The organism is Streptomyces sp. NPDC029296 (genome assembly GCF_055569255.1).
This window is the reverse complement of sequence record NZ_JBVHXT010000014.1, coordinates 88,702-106,801: the sequence shown is the minus strand read 5'-3', so window position 1 is coordinate 106,801 and position 18,100 is coordinate 88,702. Positions and strand designations below refer to the sequence as shown.

The following is an 18,100-nucleotide window of genomic DNA, read 5'->3' as shown; positions in this document are numbered from 1 at the left end:
GACGGACGACAGTAGGGAATCTCTATCTGTCCACATTGCCCGGAAGGGAACCTTTTCGGGGGCGCTCAGGCGCCGCAGTGCTCCAACAGGCCCCGTACGTCCTCGTCCACCACCCGATAGCGCACCACGCGCCCCTCTTTCTCGCCCGCCACGACCCCGGCCGCGCGCAGCAGCCGCAGGGCCTGGGAGACGGCCGGGTCGTTCATGCCCGTGGCGATCGCGAGGTCGGAGACGGCCAGCGGCCCGGTCCGGTGCAGCGCGAGCAGCAGGGTGAGCCGGTTGGCGTCGGCCAGCAGCGAGAAACGGTCGGCCCAGGTGCGCAGACGCCCCGCGTCGCCGATGGCGGCGATCGCCTCGCACACCCGGTGACCGTCGATGGTCCGGCGCTCGGCACGGTCGGCAGGCACGAGATGCATGCCCCCATCCTGGCAGGCCCCGATGTGATCTTGAATACCTGCCCGACTGCGCAGCTATGCGGGAAACCGCGGGCCCCTCTACGGTGGGCGGGCCGTGGTGTTCGGGAAGTCGATGCAAGGTCGACGCGGCCCTCGCCACTGTGATCGGGGAGTTCCCGTTCCGTCCGGCACACCGCCGGGCCACTGGTCGTACGACCGGGAAGGCAGGGACGGCGGACGTGTGACCCGTAAGCCAGGAGACCGGCCACGGCAGCTCACGAAGTGATCCACGAGGTGCTGGAGCGTGAACCCGATGGCCGATGCCGCTTCTTTCCGCTGGCGACGCGAGGACACCCTGAAGACGGCGGGGCTGCTGGTGGTGATCCTCGCCCTGCACGTCGTCGCGTTCGCCATTCTCTATCTGCTGGTCGCGCCCCGGCACTACAAGGTCGGGACCGAGGTGTTCGGTGTGGGGCTCGGCATCACCGCCTACACCCTCGGGATGCGGCACGCCTTCGACGCCGACCACATCGCGGCGATCGACAACACCACCCGCAAGCTGATGGCCGACGGCAAGCGGCCGGTGTCGGTGGGGTTCTGGTTCGCGCTCGGGCACTCCAGCGTGGTCGTGCTGCTGGCCCTGCTGATCGCGGGGGGCACCTCGCTGGCCGGGAAGGTGATGAACGAGGGCTCCGCCACCCACCAGGTGCTCGGGGTGCTCGGTACGACGATCTCCGGGTCGTTCCTCTATCTCATCGCCGCCCTGAACCTGGTCGCCCTCGCGGGCATCCTGAAGGTCTTCCGGGCGATGCGCGCGGGCGCGTACGACGAGACGGAGCTGGAACGGCACCTGGACTCGCGGGGGTTCATGAACCGGCTGCTGGGCCGGCTGACCCGGTCCGTGTCCCGGCCGGGGCAGATGTACCCGCTGGGCTTCCTCTTCGGCCTCGGCTTCGACACGGCCACCGAGGTCACCCTGATGGTGATGGCGGGTTCGGGCGCGGCGGCCGGCCTGCCCTGGTACGCCATCCTGTGCCTGCCGCTGCTGTTCGCCGCCGGGATGAGCCTGTTCGACACCCTGGACGGCACGTTCATGAACTTCGCCTACCAGTGGGCGTTCGCCAACCCCGTCCGCAAGGTGTTCTACAACCTCGCCATCACCGGTCTGTCCATCGCCGTCGCCTTCTTCATCGGCACCATCGAACTGGTCGGCGTCCTGCACGAGAAGTTCCACCTCGACGATCCGGTCACCGGCTGGGTGTCCGGCCTGGACCTGGGCAACGTCGGCTACCTCATCGTCGGCCTGTTCGTGGTGGTGTGGGCGGCGGCGCTGGGGTACTGGCGGCTGGCACGGGTGGAGGAACGCTGGGCGGTGCGGGCGGCGCCGTCCGACTGAGCCGGCGGGCGAGCGCGGCGCAGACCACCAGCTGGAGCGTGTGGTAGAGCATCAGCGGCAGGACGGTCATGGCGACCTCGTCCGCCGGGAACAGCACGGAGGCCATCGGCAGCCCGCTGGCCAGGCTCTTGGTCGCCCCGCAGAAGACCGCCGTCACCCGGTCCTCGCGGGGCAGCCGCAGCGCCCGCGCCGAGCGGTCGGCGAGCAGCAGGGCGACCGCGAGCAGCACCGCCACCAGCACGCCGAGCAGGAGCAGGCGGCCGGGGGACACCCGCTGCCAGATGCCGGTGGTCATGCCCCGGCTGAACGCCGCGTAGACGACGAGCAGGATCGAGCCCCGGTCACAGATCCCGATGACCTTGCGGTGCCGGCCGAGCCAGCCGGAGATCCAGCGCCGCACCGCCTGCCCGGCGAGGAACGGCAGCAGCAACTGGACGGCGATGTCCCCGAGTTGGCCGAACCCGACCGGCACGCCGCCGCCCTCGCCGCCGCCGGTCAGCGCGACGGCCAGTACGGGGGTCAGCACCACGCCCAGCACCGTGGAGAACGACGCGGAGCACAGCGCGGCGGCCACGTTGCCGCGGGCCAGGGAGGTGAGGGCGATGGACGACTGGACCGTGGACGGCAGCACGGCCAGGAACAGCACGCCGGCGGTCAGCTCGGCGCCGAGCGCCCCGTCCGGCAGCAGCCGCGCGGCCAGCCCGAGCACCGGGAAGACCGCGAACGTCAGGGCCAGCACCGGCAGATGCAGCCGCCAGTGCCGTACGCCGTCCAGCGCGGCCCGGGGGGAGAGCCGGGCGCCGTAGAGGAAGAACAGCAGGCCGATCGCCAGCCTGGTCAGCCACGAGACGGTCTCGGCCGCCGTGTCCTCGGCCGGGACGAGCGCGGCGATCCCGATCGCGCCGAACAGCGCGACGATGTACCAGTCGACGCGGCGCGCCAGGCCGCGGACCGTTGCGGTGGGCATCTGGGACATGCGCTCCTGCCTTGGAAGCGGGTGGCATGGGACGGGGCCCGGTCGGCCGCGGGACCCGGTGGGCGGGGCCCGCGCGGGTGGCGCGCGGGCCCCTGGGGCGGCTCAGGTCACGCGGGCGCGTGGACGTGGTGGCGGCTGATGTTCTTCTCCAGCAGCGCCAGGCACTCGGCGACCCCCACGCTGTCCGGGCCGGTCTGCGGCAGGCGGCCGTCGGCCTCCTTCAGGTCGGTCAGCGCCCGGTCGATGGCGGTCTGCGCCGCGAACAGGCAGGGCGTGCTGTAGATGGCGACGTCGACGCCCAGCCCGGTCAGTTCGCCCAGGGACAGCCGCGGCGACTTGCCGCCGGCGATCTGGTTGAACAGCAGCGGCTTGTCCCCGATGACCCGGCGCACCTTGTGGATCCAGTCCACGCTGCGCACCCCGTCGACCAGCACCACGTCGGCGTCGGTCGCGGCGAGCGCCTTGGCGCGGCGCAGGATCTCGTCCTCCTCGGTGGCGTCGGTGCGGGCCACCACCACCAGGTCCCGGCGGGACCGGAGGACCATGTCCAGCTTCTCCAGGTACTCCTCCAGCGGCAGTACCTGCTTGCCGTCGACGTGGCCGCAGCGCCGGGGCCGCTTCTGGTCCTCCAGGATGACGCCGGAGGCGCCGACGGCCTCCAGGTTCTGTACGACGTGGCACGCGGTCTCCGGGTCCACGTAGCCGTCGTCGATGTCGACCAGCAGGTGCTGCGCGGGGAACGCCATGCGCAGGCGCTGGACGAAGGCGATGATGTCGGGCCAGGCGATGAAGCCGATGTCCGGCAGGCCGTAGTGGGACGCGGCGAAGCCGAAGCCCGAGACGAACATGCCGTCGTAGTGCCGCGCCGCCACGGACGCGGAGAACATGTCGAACACGCCGATCAGCGGCGTGGTCCCGTCCGCGTGGATGGCATCGCGTAGCCGGTTGGGGTGGCTCACGGTATCCTCCGGGGTTACTGGTTGCGTGGGCGTGGTGCCGCCGCGACCCTCTGCCCGCCAAAGCCTTGGGCCGCGCGGCGTGTTCCGCACCAGACCGGCCGGGTGCCCTCCCTCGGGAGGCACCCGGTTTTTCGTTGCCCGATCCAGTGGCCGCAGAGTAAAAAAGGTTTTGCCCAGTCACAACCATCCCTTTGCGGTTCCGGGCCGAAACGCGGCGCCGGACCACCCCCGGTTCAGGCCCCTGAACGCACGCTCACCCATGTGACCGACGGGGGGAGGGCCGTACGGACGGGCGGGACGATGACCAAAAAGGCCCTCACCGCGGAAGCCGGACCCCCTTTTTGTGCCGGGCCGAGGGCGGCGTCCCGGCACGGGAGCGCTCCCTCAGGGCCGTTCCACCGTCTCCAGGTACAGCTTCACGTACCGGTCGACGTCCACGTCCAACGCCACGTCCACGAGCGGCCGTTCGCGTCCGTCGCCGTGGATCTCGGACTCGCCGGGGCGGGGCCGGAGGTCCACGACGGTCTGGCCACGGGACGGGCCGGGTGCCAGGGAGACCTCGACCGGCAGCAGCCGGGTGGTGAGGCCCGCCGGGTCGGCGACCGCGCACACCGCGCCCGCGTCGCCGAGCCCGCCCGCCTCCTCGGCCTCGGGCGGCTCGCCCTGGTGGGCCGGCCGGTGGGCGAGGAGGTCACCGGCCAGCCGGGTGCCGGGCTCGTCGCTCGCCCGCAGCCGGCGCACCTCGGGGGCGGGGACGACGACCCGCCGGAACACGTCCAGGCCGTACATGGTGATCGGCACCCCGGCGGTGAGCAGCACCGCCGCCGCCTCCGGGTCGTGCCACACGTTGAACTCGGCGACGGGGGTGGCGTTCCCGGTGGTCACCGCCCCGCCCATGAACACGATCCGCTCGATGTTCCGGGTGACCTCCGGATGGGTGCGCAGCAGCAGCGCGATGTTGGTGAGCGGGGCGGTCGGGATCAGTGTCACGGGGCGCGGGGAGGCGAGGATCTCCCGGCGCAGCAGGGTGACCGCGTCCACGTCCGCCGGGCCCCGGACGGGCGCCGGCAGGCCCAGGTCGCCCATGCCGTCGGCGCCGTGCACCGGCGCCGGGCGGGCCGGTTCGAGCAGCGGGCGCTCGGCGCCCCGCGCCACCGGGACGCCGGGGGCGCCCGCCCGGTCCAGCACGGTCAGGGTGTTGCGGACCACCCCGTCCACGTCGGTGTTCCCGGCCACGCAGGTCACGGCCCTGAGGTCGAGGCCCGGGTGGCGGACGGCGAAGAGCAGGGCCAGGGCGTCGTCGACGCCGGTGTCGCAGTCGATGATCACGGGTATGGGCTGTCCGGTCACGGCGGACTCCTTCCGTCGTGCCGACCTTAGGACAGGGGGGCGGAGCCGGCCGGTCCGTCCCGCGAGGCGCTGGAGCGGGCGCCGCCCGCCCGGCGATCCGGCGCGTCGGCTCCCACACCGGCGGCGCACCCGGCCGCCGTCCGTCCGGCGGCTGTCCGCCGTCCGTCCGCCACCTGTCCGTCCGGCGGCTGTCCGCCACCACCCGTCCGCCACCTGTCCGTCCGTCCGCCGTCCGCCGTCCGTCCGCCACCCGTCCGTCCACCGTCTGTCCGCCACCCATCCGTCCGGCGGCCGTCCGGCGGCCGGAGCGGCGCCGGCCCTCCCCGGGTGCCGCTCTCCGCCTGGTACGGCACGAGCCGCGCGGCCCGGATCCCGGCCCCGGGAGTGCGGGTCCGGCCGGTTCGGCGCGACCGCCGAGCGCGACCGCCGCCCGCACCACCGCCGCCCGCACCACCGCCGCCCGCACCACCGCCGCCCGCACCACCGCCGCCCGCTCCGGCTGCTCCCCGGCCACCGGCGGCACGACCGGCTGGACGGGCACCGGCCAGGACGGGACCGCGCCGCCGCGGGGCTCGACGGGGAGCGGGCGCCGGCGCCGTACGGCCCGTTCGGCGGGATGTCCCGCCGGCGCCCGCTCCCGCGGAACGGCGCCCCTCACCCGTACGGCCCCGAGCGCTGGTGCCCGGCCCGGCCCGGTGGTGCCGTGAGACCAGGACCCCGCCGGCCGCACGCGGCGCGGGACCGTCGCACCCGCACAGGAGGCCCCGATGTCCCCCGCGATACCCCCGCGCGTCCCCCGCCTCCCCCGTGCCGTCCTGCGTCCCCTCCTCGCCACCGGTCTGCTGCTCGGCGGCGGCTGCGCGGCCCTCGGGCTGCACCACCCGGCGAGCGCGCCGCACCCGCTGCCCACGGTGGACCGGCAGGCGGTGGCGTCCAAGGCGCCCCGGCGGGCCGACGGCTCCACGCTCGGCGACGAGCAGGCCGAGGCCGCGCTGATCAACCCGACCGATCTCGGGGCCCCCTGGACCGCGACGCGCGGCGCGGCCACCTGGCGGGACGGGCTGCTGAAGAGCCGCACCACGGCCGGGGAGTGCCAGCGGCTGCTGGACGCCCTCTACAGCGACGAACTCCTCGGCGCCCCGGCGCGCGTCGCCGTCGGCCTGGACGACGCCGACACGGAGGCGCAGCTGCGGTTCCAGATCGGCGCCCGCCGCCCGGCGGACGTCGACGCCACGCTGGAGTGGCTGGGGGAGATGCCGGTGCGCTGTGCCCGGTTCACGGCCACCACCCAGCTGGGGCTGGTGGAGGACGTGCGGGTGACGGCCGCCGCGCTGCCGGAGGTCGGGGACGCCCGCCAGGGGCTGCGCGTCACCTGCGCGACGACCGGGCCGGACGGGCAGCGGTATCTGCTCACGATGGACGTGGCCGCCGTCCGGGTCGGCGAGGACGCCTTCGCGCTCACCAACGGCGGCCTCGGCGACGTGCCGAACGAGGCGACCCAGGCGGCCGTCCAGATCGGCGCCCTGCGCCTGGCGGACATCCGCAGACAGGGCCGTGCACAGGTGTGAGCGCCCCCGGGGCACAGGTGCGCCGTGGGCCTGGGCGCCAAGGCGTGGCGCGATCGGCGCGCGGGGTCACAGCGGGGGCTGGGCCGGGGCCGGGCCGAGGGTGGTGGTGCCGGGGGCGGTGCGGTGGCCCAGGCCGGTGCGGTAGGCGTCCAGGGCGGCCTCGGTGCGGCCCGTGCGGCGCAGCAGGTCGCCCAGCAGCCGGCACAGGTCGGCGAGATCACCGGCGGCGCCCGCGCGCTCCAGCAGGCTGAGGGCGCGGACGTAGTGCTCCTCGGCGGCCTCGGTGTCCCGGGCGTCCTCGGCGATGATGCCGAGGAGGCGGTGCGCGGCGGCGGCGTGCACGGCGCCGCGCTCGGAGGAGAAGTCCCCGAGGACGTCCTCCAGCAGCTCGGCGGCCTCCTCGGACCGGCCCCGGCGGTGCAGCACGTCGGCGAGTTCGACGGCGGCCTGGCTGCGGTACAGGGTGGCCCGGGACCGCGCGAGCATCCCGTACGCCTGGCGCAGCTCCTCCTCCGCCCGGTCGAGTTCGCCGTTCTGCGCGCAGACGTAGCCGCGCATCCAGTGGCAGTTGGCCAGCTCGGTGCGCAGCCGCAGCTGGCGGTACAGCTCGGCCGCCTTCGCCAGGGAGGCGTCGGCCTCGGCGAGCCGGCCCTCGGCGAGCAGGGTGCGGGCGACCGAGCGGTGCATCCGGGCGATCAGCGCGGGGTCGCCGGCCCGCGGGGCGAGCGCGAGGGCGAACTCGGCGGCCTGGGCGGCCCGGGCGTGGGCGCCCATGTCCATGTACGGGCCGATGACGCCGGCGTAGAGCAGCAGCAGCGCGTCGGGGTCGTGCAGTCCGCCGCGGTTCAGCTCGTCGAGGGTGGACTCCAGGAGGTAGACGGCGTAGCGGAGTTCACCGGCGAGGTAGTGGGCGACGGCCCGGCCGCGCACGGCGGGCACCCGCACCGGCAGGGCCTGGTCGGCCAGTCGCTCCTCGGCCCGCTCGAAGTACTCCCGCGCCCTGCTCAACTCGCCGGTCTCCAGCGCGCATTCACCGAGTCCGAGCAGCGCGGCGGCCTGCTCGCCGACGAGCCCGTGGGCCTCGGCCTCGGCGCACACCACGCCGTACTGCGCGGCGGCCTCCTCGGCCCGGCCGTCGGCGAGGATCCGCTGGGCCTCGGTGAGCCGCAGCCTCAGGCCGGTGGCGAGGTGGGCGGGGCGGCCGACGGTCAGCTCCTCGAAGGCGACCCCGAGCCGGTCCGCGATGTGCCGGAGCGCCTCGTCCGAGGCCCGGACCCGGCCCGCCTCCAGGGTGGAGATGTAGGCGGGCGTGTACGCGGGCTCCGCCAGCTGCCGCTGGGTCAGTCCCCGCTGGGCGCGCAGCCGCTGCACCCGCCGCCCGACGACCTCCGGATCGTCCCGCTCCCGCATGCCTCCATGCCCCCCAACTCCCCGGGCCGCCCTTGCCGTCGGGCCGCGACAGCACCTAGGTTAAACGGCGGATTAAGCATGCTTGACACTCCGCTGTTGTGTTGCGAGGTCGCCGTGTCCGGACGTACATCCGCACCTTACGCACCCCACACCCACACCCCCGTCCGGCCGGCCGGACGGGCCTCCGCCGCCCGGGGCGTCGCCGCGGCCGTGATCGCCGCGTCCGGTCTCCTCCTGGCGGGCAACGCGGGCCCGGCGGGGGCCGCCGGCACCCCACCGGAACCGGCGTCGGCCGCCCAGCACGCGGGCGGCTGAGACCCCGGCCCCCTTCTTCGCGGGTCGCCCTTGCGGGTGGCCGGGAAGCGTTCGCCCTGCGGCGAGTGACGTTGTGCGCCAATATGGTGACATTGGCCGCATCGCTCTCGTCAAAGGGGGCCCCATGGCTGTGGACATCCCTCCGCTCGTCAAGCCGTCCCGTCTCAGGAGCCGGGGCGGTCTGCTGGGCGAGTGCATGGCGGAATTCCTCGGGACCTTCGTCCTCATCTCCTTCGGCTGCGGCGTGGTCGCGATGGCGGTCGCCGCACTGCCGGGTTCCGGCCGGGCCGCCACGCCCACCACGATCTTCCTGGCGGCCGGCGACTGGCTGCTCGTCGCCTGGGGCTGGGCCTTCGCCGTCATGTTCGGCGTCTACGTCGCCGGCGGGATCAGCGGCGCCCACCTCAACCCGGCGGTCACCCTGGCCATGGCCCTGCGCCGGGGCTTCTCCTGGGCCAAGGTGCTGCCGTACTGGATCGCCCAGGTCGTCGGCGCCCTCACCGGCGCGGCGCTGGTCTACCTCGTCTACCACGCCGCGATCGACGCCTTCGACGCCACCGTGACCGGGCCGAAGGTGAACGGGCACACGAACACCACGTTCTCCGTCTTCGCCACCTTCCCGGCCCCCTACTTCCACGGCGGCGTCTGGGGCCCGCTGATCGACCAGATCGTCGGCACGGCCTTCCTGCTGATGCTGATCGCCGCCGTCCTCGACCTGCGCAACCAGGCCGTGCAGGCCAACCTCGGCCCCCTGATCGTCGGCCTCGTCGTCGCCGCCATCGGCATGTCCTTCGGCGCCAACGCCGGCTACGCCATCAACCCGGCCCGCGACTTCGGCCCCCGCCTGTTCACCTACGCGGCGGGCTGGGGCAGCCTGGCGTTCCCGGGCAGCGTGTCCGGCGCCTTCAGCGGCTACTGGTGGATCCCGATCGTCGGCCCGCTGATCGGTGGCGCGCTCGGCATCCTGGTCTACGACCTCTTCATCGGCGACGTCCTGCTCACGCGCAGCCGGCTGGCCCAGCTGCCGCCGCCGGGCCGCTCCACCCCGACGCGGACCACCCACGGGGAGGAGTGAGCATCCGGCCGTCCGCGTGAACGCGTTCGCGCACGCGCGGCGGCCATTCCCCCTGGGGAGACGGCGGCCTCGGCATCCCGCCCGGAGGCCACGGGCCGGCCCTCCCGGGGGTGCGCGCACTTCTGCGATAATCGCCCTCCATCGATGACGAGGCGTCAACTCGCGGCGCGCCGGGGGGAGTAGGCACGATGACCGCCGGTCGACGGCGGGCCCTGCTGATCGCGGTGCCCGGTTATCCGCAGCTGGAACGGGTGGAGGAGCTGAAGGACCACTTCCCGGGCCTGCCCTTCACCGTGCGGGACGTCGCGACCCTGCGCGCCACCCTGCTGCGCAGCGGCTACCAACCCGAGCACGTGACCGTGCTCGACGACGAGGACACGACCGGCGAGGGCGGCATCCGCGACGAGCTGGGCCGGTTCCTGCACTCCCTGGAGGACGGCGACAGCGGTCTCGTCTACTTCTCCGGTCACGGCGTCCGGTCCGGCGAGACCGACTACCTCGTGCCCGGCGACATCCGCGCGGGCTGGGGACGCGCCGGGGAGCGGACCCTCGGACCGCACGGCCTCATCGAGGTGGCACCCGACGACCTGCTCGCCCCCTTGCGCTCCGACGCCACGGTGCTGCTCTGCCTCGACGCCTGCCGCGGCGGCGGAGACGAGCCGCCGCCCGCCTTCGACGAGATCACCATCGGCCGGCACTGGGACAACGTCGCCCTGCTGAGCGCCTGCGCCCCCGGCGAGGAGGCCCTCGGCAGCGACACCGGCAGCCTCCTGGCCACGGCCCTGAGCGAGACCCTGGCCCCGGAGTCCCCCGCCCGCACCTTCGGCCAGGTGATCGCGCGGGTGGAGCGGCGCGCGGAGGAGATCGCGGCCCACTACACCCACCGCAGGCCGCCCACGGTCGACGCCCGGTGGCTGGGCCGGGACCGGACGGGCGGCGCCCACGCCGACGTACCGCTGTGCGAGGCCGTCGAGTCCGCCGGGCCCTGGACGGACGCCGTCCTCAGCTCCGGTCTGTGGGAGCGGACCGAGGGCACCACGGCCGCCCGGCGCGGGCGGGCCAAGGAGCACCTGGCACAGGTCGTGCAGAAGACCATCGCCCTCCGCGCCCTGCGGGAACCCGAGGCCGACCCCTGGGACGACCCGCTCGTCCCGCGCCGGCTGATCGAGCGGCTCGACCAGCTCGTCGAGGCCGCGGGCGCCCGGCTCGGCCTGGTCGAGACCGTGGTGCTGCTCGGCGCGCCCTTCCTGCGCGAGGCGGCGCTCTCCTGCGGCCTGGCCGCGCTGCGCACCCTGTACGGCGACGGCCCGGACGACTCCGCCCCCGCGCACGACCTGCCCGAGGACGGCTTCCTCGCCCACCTCGACCGGGACATGGGCGACGTCCGGCGTGCGCACCGGCAGATCGAGGCCACCCGCCGCACCCTGCTGCGCCGCGGGCACAAGGCCGACGCCCGCGCCGCCGAGTACTGGCTGCGGCACCGCTTCCTCGCCGACTGGGACCTGCTGTGGGAACAGCGCGGGGACGCCGAGCTGGACAGCCTGCGCGCCGCGCTGGACCTGCTGGTGGGGGCCGCGGAGAGCGCCGCCGGCCTCACCCTGGGCGCCGACGAGCGCGGGGTGCTGCGGCGCGCCGTCGTCCAGGTCGTCTCCCAGCTCGGCACCGGCGCCCCGGCCGACGCCGTCGCCCCCGACGGCACCCCCTGGGACACCGACCTGTGCGCCTACCTGTGCGGAGAGGCGGACCGCTGGAGCTGGCGCCCCCGGGAGCTGGCCACCCTGCTGCCCCTCGCCGGACTCCTCGCGATCGACCCGCGCCGGCTCGACGGCGTCCTCGTCGACCACCTCGGCCCGCGCGAGCCCACCCAGGTCCGGCCGCAGGGCGTCAAGGCCGAGATCGCCGCGAACGACGGCTTCCGGCCCGCCTCCGGCCCCTGGCCGCCGGGGAACGGAGCGCCCGGCCCCGCCCCGGGCACCGTCTGGCGGCTGGTGTTCAAGTGCGGCAGCGCGGCCCTGTACACGGCGCTGGACCGGCTCGCCACCCGTATCGCCACCGTCTCGGACGCCACCCGCCGCACCCGGGGCACGCTGCGCCACGGCGACCTCCTCCACGGCCTGCCCCAGCTGGTCAAGACCGAGGGCCTGCTGCCCCGCCACCGCGGCTTCGACAAGCCCCCGCCCCGGTTCCGGCTCGCCGAGGACGAGGTCAAGCCGCTCATCATGGGCACCCAGCTCTACGGCGACCGGATGCTGGCGGTGCGCGAGCTGTACCAGAACGCCCTCGACGCCTGCCGGGTGCGCCAGGCCCGCCGCCGCTACACCGAGGGCGACCCGCGGGCCGGCGACCGCCCCGAGCGCGAGCAGCTCGCCGGGTGCCGGATCACCTTCACCCAGGGCACCGACCCGGGCACCGGCCGCACCTACATCCAGTGCGAGGACAACGGCGTCGGCATGACGGCCGAGGAACTGCGGGACCTCTTCGCCCAGGCCGGCCGCCGCTCGGAGCAGTCCGCGGCCCGGATGCGGGAGATACGCCGCTGGCGCCGCCGGGGCATCACCACGGAACTCAACAGCCGCTTCGGCATCGGCGTCTTCAGTTACTTCATGCTGGCCGAGGAGGTCGAGGTGACCACCCGGCCGGTCGACATGACCGGCGGCCTCCCGCTCGACGGCCACCGGGCCAGCGTCACCGCCGGTTCGGGCCTGATGCACCTGAGCCGGGAACAGGGCGCGCTGCTGGGCGGCGGCACCCGGGTCCGGCTCTACCTGCACGACGCCCCCGAGGAGACGGACGAGGAGCGCCCGTCCCTGATCGCGGCGCTGCGGGAGTTCCTGTGGGTGAGCCCGGTGCGGGTGACCGCCACGGAGTACGACGGCGATCCGGCGGTGTGGCGGCCGGGGGAGCTGTACGGCGACTCCTCGGTGCCGGGGGCGCGCATCGCCGCCACCGAGGGGGTCTGGTGGGTGCGGGGGGAGGGGATGCTCCTCGCCGACGGGCTGCTGGTCTCGAAGTCCATGCGTCCGGACGGATACGTCGTCAACCTGCGCGGCAGGCACCGGCCGGAGCTGAGCGTCGACCGCAACCGCTTCCTCGGGTATGACGAGGCCCGTGTGGAGGAGGACCTGAAGGAGGCCGTGCCCGCGCTGGTCGGCTCGGCATGGCAGCCGTTCCCGCTGGACTGGCTGTGGGACCTCGCCAACTCCTGGCCCCGGCTCGCCCAGGACGTCCTCGCCGGGCTGGGGGCGAAGGACGTGCGTGTGCTGGTGCCGCCACGACGCCTCGGCAGGGCGACGGGACGGTCCGTCGTCGCCTTGCGTGACGTCGGCTGCCTGCCCTCCGACGCCGAGATCCTGGAGGAGGAGTTCGAGGTCACCCACCTCGACACGCACTTCTTCGAGGCGTGGCGCCTCGGTGCGCTCGGCGCCGACCGGCAGGGGGAGCCGTTCCCCACGCCGCCCGGTCTGCCACGGCCCGAGCCCCTCGACGCGGCTCTGTTCGGCCGTGTGCCGGGCGGGTCCTTCAAACAGCCGCTGCGGGCCGCGGCGCACACCGGGTGTTCGCTGCGGGAGACGACGCGGCGTCTGCGCCGGTACGCCGTCGTGGGCGTGCGCGTCCCGGAAGCGGCGGACATCCGCGCCCTGGCCGGCCTCGTGCCCAGCCGCCTCATGGCCGCGCTGTACGGACAGTTCGAGCAGGCGGCCGGACCGGGTCCGGGGGAGACGGGCCCGGCCGGGCAGCACGCGGTGCGGCAGGCGCTGGTGCGGGTCTCCGCCCGGGAGAAGGTGAGCCTGGGAGTCCTGGCCGAGTTGTGCCAACGGCTGTCGTGGCTCGACCCCGCGCTTCCCGCGCCACCGGACCTCGGCGAGTTCGCGGCCCATCGCGTGGACGCGAGGGAGGCACGGGTCCTGCTGGGAGACCGGTCGGGCGGGGTGTCCTTCGAGATCTCGCCGTTCTCCGCGCTCGTGCGGCCGGTGGACATCGCCTGGAGGGCTCACCACACGGGCATCCCGCCGGCCGAGATCGAGGCGGTCGTACGCCGCTTCGCCCCCCTCGGCTACCGGCTCACCGGTCCGGAACTGCCGTACCTCCTGGACGAGTCGCAGCTCACCGCGCTCAGCCGCGACGTGGACGCCGAGCCACCCTTCCTGCCCCCCGACCGGATCGGCCTGCGGCACCTGGTCCGGCTGGCCGCCCGGCGCGAGGAGGCGGTCGGGGCCACGGCGTCCTGGCTGGCCGAATGGGCGCGTCCGCTGGGCGTCGAGGTGGCGGATCCCGGCCCGCTCGCCTCGTTCGTGCCGCCCACCTGGTGCGGGCCCCTCCCGGCGCAGCGGCCCGGCGCCGGGGACACGGCGATGACGGTCTGGGAGCTGTTGAGGATCTTCGAGAGACTGGGCAGCGCCGTCGTACCGCCGGGGGATCTCGCCGCGGTCGAAGCGCTGGCGGACGCGGGCCTGGTCGAGCGCCGGGCGGTCGAGGCGGTCCGCGTGTGGTACGCCGAGCCGGGCCCCGCGCGGTCGTTCCTCCGGCAGGGGCAGCCGTTGCCGCCGAGCGGGTTCCGCCGGCGGTCGGGGTTCCCCACCCTGGCGGGGAGCGTCGGGCGGCACGACCGGTTCTCCCCGGCTTCCCTCGTGGGGCTGGCCGCCGCCTACCAGGAGAGCGTCGGCACCATCGCGGAGCTGCTGCGGAGCCGGACACCCGGCTACGGCTTCGAGGTGCCCGAGGTGCCCGGGGCCGTCGCCGCGCTGGAACCGAACGGCCCCGTGCGCGAGGCGCTGTGCGACGGCGGGAGGTGGCGGCCGTTCGTCTCGCTGACCGACCTCACCGTCCTCGCCGACAACCTCGGCCTCGACCTCCCCACCGCCGCCGCCGAACTCAACGCCTACGCCCCCCTCGGCGCCCCCACGGTCCCCGTACGGCCCGGACGCGTCCGGCCGCCCGAACCCCTGGAACGCGACACCGCCGCCGAGTACGCCCTCCTCCAGTCCTGTCTGGAGGACTCCTGGACCCTTCCCCCGCTCGGCCTGGTCGTCGCGGCCGCGCGGCTCGGCGGCGGGCTGCGGGAGACCTACCGGCGGCTCGGGCCGTTCACCGAGGTCGGGCTGGAACTGCCGTACCCCGAACCGGACTGCGACCGCGTCCCCGGCTGGCAGGACGTGGTGCTGCTCACCGCCCGGCTCACCGGCAGGGAACCGGTGCTGTCCGAAGAGGTCGGCGTGGACCACCTGGACCTGGCGGCCGAGGAGACGGGCCTGACGGTGGACGAGGTCCGCGCGCGGCTCACCGACTACGCGCCCCTGTTCGGTTTCCGCCTGCCGCCGCACGAGAGGACCTGACCGCGTGTCGCACGACCCCAAGCCCTTCGAGTCCCGGCACCTGCCGGACCAGAGCGGATTCGTCTGGGAGATGTCCGGCGGCCGGCTCGTCATCACCGGCACCTGCCCGGCCTGCCGCGGCGCGACCAGCCATCCGGTGCCGGACATCAGGCCCGGCTCGGTGGCGAAGGGGCTGCCCCTCGGCAGGTCCGGGCGGGACGAGGTGCCGAACGAGGTGTACATGCGCTGCCGGTGCCGGCTGCCCCATCCCGGGGACCAGCAGGAGACCGGCGGCTGCGGGGCCAAGTGGGTGGCGGTCCGCCGGCCGGGCACCGGCTCGTGACCGCGGTGCGCCGGTACGAGCCCGAGGAACTGGAGCGCGCCCAGCGGCGGCTGGACGCGATGGCCGAGGCCCAGCTGGAGATCGCGCGGGCGCAGGCGGAGGGCTGGCGGAACTTCCTCGGCGTCGCCACCGGGCTGCTGGCCGCGGTGCTGGTCCTCAAGGGCCGGGAGAACGTCGCCGAACTGCCCGGCGGCTACCGGCCGGCGGTCGTCGTGCTGGTGGCGGCGGGGCTGGTGCTGCTGCTCGGCGCCGCGTTCCTCGCCGTGTCCGCCGCGCACGGCCGGCCCGGCGACGTGCTGAGGTACGCCCACGCCGCGCGGCTCCTCGACTGGGAGGAGCGGGAGCTGGACCGGATCGAGGCGCGGATCGGCGCCGCGCGCTGGGCGGCGGTGCTCGGCGTGCTGGCCACCGCCGCCGGGATCCTGCTCACCTGGGCGGCCCCGGGACCGGACGACCCGGCGCCGACGGTCCGGGTGCACACCCGCGGGCAGTCCCTGTGCGGTGAACTCCTGGCGGTCGACGGCTCCGGTGTCACGATCAAGGTCGAGCCGAAGGGCGGCGAGGACGGCAAGGGCGGCAAGGGCGCCGTCTCGATCCGCCATCTCGCCTGGGAGCGCGACGCGGTGAGCGTGGCCCCGGCCGCCACCTGCTGACCCGGCCCGGCCGGCTACGTGCCGCCGCCCGTGATCACCACCCGGGCGCCGGCCTCGGCGTGCTCGCACAGCCAGCGGGCGTCGTCGGGCCGCAGGCCGATCAGGCCCGGGGCGGACGGGCCGGTCCGGATGTCCTCGACGATCTCGCCTGGTCCGAGTGGCCGGCCCACGGCGCGACCCGGCCGGGCGGCGCGGACCGGTGAGGTCTCACACGCAGAGCAGCAGCGCGGCCAGTGCCGTGCAGCCGGCGCACACCGCGAGCACCACGGCCAGACAGCGCCGCCGCAGCTCCTGGTAGCGGTGCTCGTACTCGGCCCGCAGCGACACGCACCGGGCCGCGACGCGCTCCAGGTCGGCCCGGGCCCGGCGCAGGCTGTCGGCGGTGTAGTGCCGCTCGACCTCCTCGCGCTGGGCCGTCGTCAGCCACTCCAGGGGGCCGGTGAACTCGCGGGCGCGCTGCTCCGCCTCGGCGATACGGGCCTGCCACAGCAGATAGCCCTCGACCTCGTTGCCGAGATCACCGCCCGTGCCGGTCCCCCGCTTGCGCAGGCCGCTCATCCGCGGGGCCGGTCGCTGGTGGCGATCTCGTAGCCCTCCTGCTCCCGCGCCGCGATGTCCGGGTGGTGCAGGTCGAAGGCCGGGGACTCGCTGCGGATCCGGGGCAGGGTGACGAAGTTGTGCCGGGGCGGCGGACAGGAGGTCGCCCACTCCAGCGAACGGCCGTAACCCCAGGGGTCGTCGACGCCGACCGGCCGGCCGAACTTGGCGGTCTTCCAGACGTTGTACAGGAACGGCAGCATGGACAGGCCGAGCAGGAAGGAGCTGATGGAGGACAGCGTGTTCAGCGCGGTGAAGCCGTCGGACGCCAGGTAGTCGGCGTAGCGGCGCGGCATGCCCTCGGCGCCCAGCCAGTGCTGGACCAGGAAGGTGCCGTGGAAGCCGACGAACAGCGTCCAGAAGGTGATCTTGCCGAGGCGTTCGTCGAGCATCTTCCCCGTGAACTTGGGCCACCAGAAGTGGAACCCGGCGAACATCGCGAAGACGACCGTCCCGAAGACCACGTAGTGGAAGTGGGCCACCACGAAGTACGTGTCGGAGACGTGGAAGTCCATGGGCGGCGAGGCCAGGATGACGCCGGTCAGCCCGCCGAAGAGGAACGTCACGAGGAAGCCGGCCGCCCACAGCATCGGTGTCTCGAAGGACAGCGAGCCCTTCCACATCGTGCCGATCCAGTTGAAGAACTTCACCCCGGTCGGCACGGCGATCAGGAAGGTCATGAAGGCGAAGAAGGGCAGCAGCGCGCCACCGGTGACGTACATGTGGTGGGCCCACACCGTGACCGACAGCCCGGCGATGGCGATGGTCGCGGCCACCAGGCCCATGTAACCGAAGATCGGCTTGCGGGCGAACACCGGGATGATCTCGGTGACGATGCCGAAGAACGGCAGGGCGATGATGTACACCTCCGGATGCCCGAAGAACCAGAACAGGTGCTGCCAGAGCAGGGGGCCGCCGTTCGCGGGGTCGTACACATGGGCGCCGTAGATGCGGTCCGCGGCCAGCGCGAACAGGGCGGCGGCCAGCACCGGGAAGGCCAGCAGGACCAGCACACCGGTCAGCAGGACGTTCCAGGTGAAGATCGGCATGCGGAACATGGTCATGCCGGGGGCGCGCATGCAGACGATCGTGGTGATGAAGTTGACGGCACCGAGGATCGTGCCGAAACCGGAGAAGGCCAGGCCGAGGATCCACAGGTTCCCGCCGATCCCGGGGGTGCGGGTGGCGTCCGACAGCGGGGTGTAGGCGAACCAGCCGAAGTCGGCCGCGCCGTTGTTGGTGAGGAAGCCGCCGACCGCGATGAGCGAGCCGAACAGGTAGAGCCAGTAGGCGAACATGTTCAGCCGGGGGAAGGCCACGTCGGGCGCGCCGATCTGGAGCGGCATGATCCAGTTGGTGAAGCCGGCGAACAGCGGGGTGGCGAACATCAGCAGCATCACGGTGCCGTGCATCGTGAACATCTGGTTGAACTGCTCGTTGGAGATGATCTGCAGCCCCGGGCGGGCCAGCTCGGCGCGCATGAGCAGCGCCATCACACCGCCGAACAGGAAGAACGCGAACGACGTCGTCAGATAGAGCGTGCCGATCGTCTTGTGGTCGGTGGTCGTCAGCCACCTCACCACGACGTTGCCGGGCTGCTTGCGCCGGACCGGCAGCTCGTTCTCGTACGAGTCCTCGGCTGCCGCGCCACCGCCCTGGGGTTCGTTCAGGATGCTCACAAGTCGTCCCACTCCCGATGCTCGCGTCCGCCCGTGCCACGACGGCGGTGTCACCGGCCATCCTCACCGCCC

The 18,100-nt window shown here is 74.1% G+C and carries 14 protein-coding genes and 1 riboswitch; of the genes, 6 read left to right on the top strand and 8 right to left on the bottom strand.

Annotated elements, in window-relative coordinates:
• Positions 1 to 65: 65 nt before the first annotated feature.
• Complete coding sequence (locus tag ACZ4W9_RS14825; RefSeq protein ID WP_467935653.1) at positions 66 to 416, bottom strand: ArsR/SmtB family transcription factor; 351 nt, start codon at positions 414 to 416, stop codon at positions 66 to 68.
• A gap of 78 nt (positions 417 to 494) precedes the next feature.
• A riboswitch (cobalamin riboswitch) is annotated at positions 495 to 679 on the top strand.
• 29 nt (positions 680 to 708) lie between these two features.
• Here ACZ4W9_RS14825 and nicT point away from each other — a divergent pair.
• Positions 709 to 1,791, top strand: coding sequence for a Nickel transporter NicT (gene nicT, locus ACZ4W9_RS14820; protein ID WP_467935652.1), 1,083 nt, complete (start codon positions 709 to 711; stop codon positions 1,789 to 1,791).
• On the opposite strand, the gene ACZ4W9_RS14815 is transcribed toward nicT, so the two are convergent.
• From ACZ4W9_RS14815 to ACZ4W9_RS14805, 3 genes are all read right to left on the bottom strand, one after another.
• On the bottom strand, positions 1,688 to 2,758 hold the full coding sequence (locus ACZ4W9_RS14815) for a bile acid:sodium symporter family protein (protein ID WP_467935650.1): 1,071 nt from the start codon (positions 2,756 to 2,758) through the stop codon (positions 1,688 to 1,690). The genes nicT and ACZ4W9_RS14815 overlap by 104 nt on opposite strands.
• Positions 2,759 to 2,874: 116 nt before the next feature.
• Positions 2,875 to 3,726: an isocitrate lyase/PEP mutase family protein gene (locus tag ACZ4W9_RS14810; RefSeq protein ID WP_467935649.1), complete on the bottom strand. Its 852-nt coding sequence runs from the start codon at positions 3,724 to 3,726 to the stop codon at positions 2,875 to 2,877.
• 384 nt (positions 3,727 to 4,110) lie between these two features.
• Positions 4,111 to 5,076: a nucleoside hydrolase gene (locus ACZ4W9_RS14805; protein WP_467935648.1), complete on the bottom strand. Its 966-nt coding sequence runs from the start codon at positions 5,074 to 5,076 to the stop codon at positions 4,111 to 4,113.
• A gap of 767 nt (positions 5,077 to 5,843) precedes the next feature.
• Between ACZ4W9_RS14805 and ACZ4W9_RS14800 the strand changes: the two genes are divergently transcribed.
• The gene (locus ACZ4W9_RS14800; RefSeq protein WP_467935647.1) at positions 5,844 to 6,644 is read left to right on the top strand and encodes a hypothetical protein; all 801 of its coding nucleotides are present in this window, start codon (positions 5,844 to 5,846) and stop codon (positions 6,642 to 6,644) included.
• A 66-nt stretch (positions 6,645 to 6,710) separates the two neighbouring features.
• On the opposite strand, the gene ACZ4W9_RS14795 is transcribed toward ACZ4W9_RS14800, so the two are convergent.
• Positions 6,711 to 8,054, bottom strand: a complete 1,344-nt coding sequence (locus tag ACZ4W9_RS14795; protein WP_467935645.1) for a helix-turn-helix domain-containing protein — start codon at positions 8,052 to 8,054, stop codon at positions 6,711 to 6,713.
• A 439-nt stretch (positions 8,055 to 8,493) separates the two neighbouring features.
• Here ACZ4W9_RS14795 and ACZ4W9_RS14790 point away from each other — a divergent pair, with 439 nt between their 5' ends.
• The 4 genes from ACZ4W9_RS14790 (at position 8,494) to ACZ4W9_RS14775 (ending at position 15,752) form a co-directional block, all read left to right on the top strand.
• Entirely contained in the window at positions 8,494 to 9,444 is a 951-nt protein-coding gene (locus ACZ4W9_RS14790) for an MIP/aquaporin family protein (protein WP_467935644.1), read from the top strand.
• A 188-nt stretch (positions 9,445 to 9,632) separates the two neighbouring features.
• Positions 9,633 to 14,777 carry a wHTH domain-containing protein gene (locus tag ACZ4W9_RS14785; RefSeq protein WP_467935643.1) on the top strand — a complete coding sequence of 1,715 codons (5,145 nt, stop codon included), beginning with the start codon at positions 9,633 to 9,635 and terminating at the stop codon, positions 14,775 to 14,777.
• Between the two features lie 4 nt (positions 14,778 to 14,781).
• Positions 14,782 to 15,099, top strand: a complete 318-nt coding sequence (locus tag ACZ4W9_RS14780; RefSeq protein WP_467935641.1) for a hypothetical protein — start codon at positions 14,782 to 14,784, stop codon at positions 15,097 to 15,099.
• Positions 15,096 to 15,752, top strand: coding sequence for a hypothetical protein (locus ACZ4W9_RS14775; RefSeq protein WP_467935640.1), 657 nt, complete (start codon positions 15,096 to 15,098; stop codon positions 15,750 to 15,752). Before ACZ4W9_RS14780 ends, ACZ4W9_RS14775 begins: the two co-directional genes overlap by 4 nt.
• A 14-nt stretch (positions 15,753 to 15,766) precedes the next feature.
• Here the strand turns inward: ACZ4W9_RS14775 and ACZ4W9_RS14770 are convergent, their stop codons facing one another.
• The 3 genes from ACZ4W9_RS14770 to ctaD are packed head-to-tail and all read right to left on the bottom strand — an operon-like array spanning position 15,767 to position 18,028.
• Positions 15,767 to 15,922 (bottom strand): hypothetical protein, encoded by a 156-nt coding sequence (locus ACZ4W9_RS14770; protein WP_467935639.1) that lies wholly within the window; start codon positions 15,920 to 15,922, stop codon positions 15,767 to 15,769.
• Between the two features lie 37 nt (positions 15,923 to 15,959).
• Positions 15,960 to 16,310 carry a cytochrome C oxidase subunit I gene (locus ACZ4W9_RS14765; RefSeq protein WP_467935638.1) on the bottom strand — a complete coding sequence of 117 codons (351 nt, stop codon included), beginning with the start codon at positions 16,308 to 16,310 and terminating at the stop codon, positions 15,960 to 15,962.
• Positions 16,307 to 18,028 (bottom strand): aa3-type cytochrome oxidase subunit I, encoded by a 1,722-nt coding sequence (gene ctaD / locus ACZ4W9_RS14760; RefSeq protein WP_467935637.1) that lies wholly within the window; start codon positions 18,026 to 18,028, stop codon positions 16,307 to 16,309. Before ctaD ends, ACZ4W9_RS14765 begins: the two co-directional genes overlap by 4 nt.
• Between the last annotated feature and the right edge of the window lie 72 nt (positions 18,029 to 18,100).

Bases quoted from the DNA above. Each gene is read 5' to 3' on its own strand.
- ACZ4W9_RS14785 (WP_467935643.1), top strand. From the start codon at position 9,633: ATGACCGCCGGTCGACGGCGGGCCCTGCTGATCGCGGTGCCCGGTTAT.
- ACZ4W9_RS14815 (WP_467935650.1), bottom strand. From the start codon at position 2,758: ATGCCCACCGCAACGGTCCGCGGCCTGGCGCGCCGCGTCGACTGGTAC.
- ACZ4W9_RS14795 (WP_467935645.1), bottom strand. From the start codon at position 8,054: ATGCGGGAGCGGGACGATCCGGAGGTCGTCGGGCGGCGGGTGCAGCGG.
- nicT (WP_467935652.1), top strand. From the start codon at position 709: ATGGCCGATGCCGCTTCTTTCCGCTGGCGACGCGAGGACACCCTGAAG.
- ACZ4W9_RS14825 (WP_467935653.1), bottom strand. From the start codon at position 416: ATGCATCTCGTGCCTGCCGACCGTGCCGAGCGCCGGACCATCGACGGT.
- ACZ4W9_RS14790 (WP_467935644.1), top strand. From the start codon at position 8,494: ATGGCTGTGGACATCCCTCCGCTCGTCAAGCCGTCCCGTCTCAGGAGC.
- ACZ4W9_RS14765 (WP_467935638.1), bottom strand. From the start codon at position 16,310: ATGAGCGGCCTGCGCAAGCGGGGGACCGGCACGGGCGGTGATCTCGGC.
- ACZ4W9_RS14800 (WP_467935647.1), top strand. From the start codon at position 5,844: ATGTCCCCCGCGATACCCCCGCGCGTCCCCCGCCTCCCCCGTGCCGTC.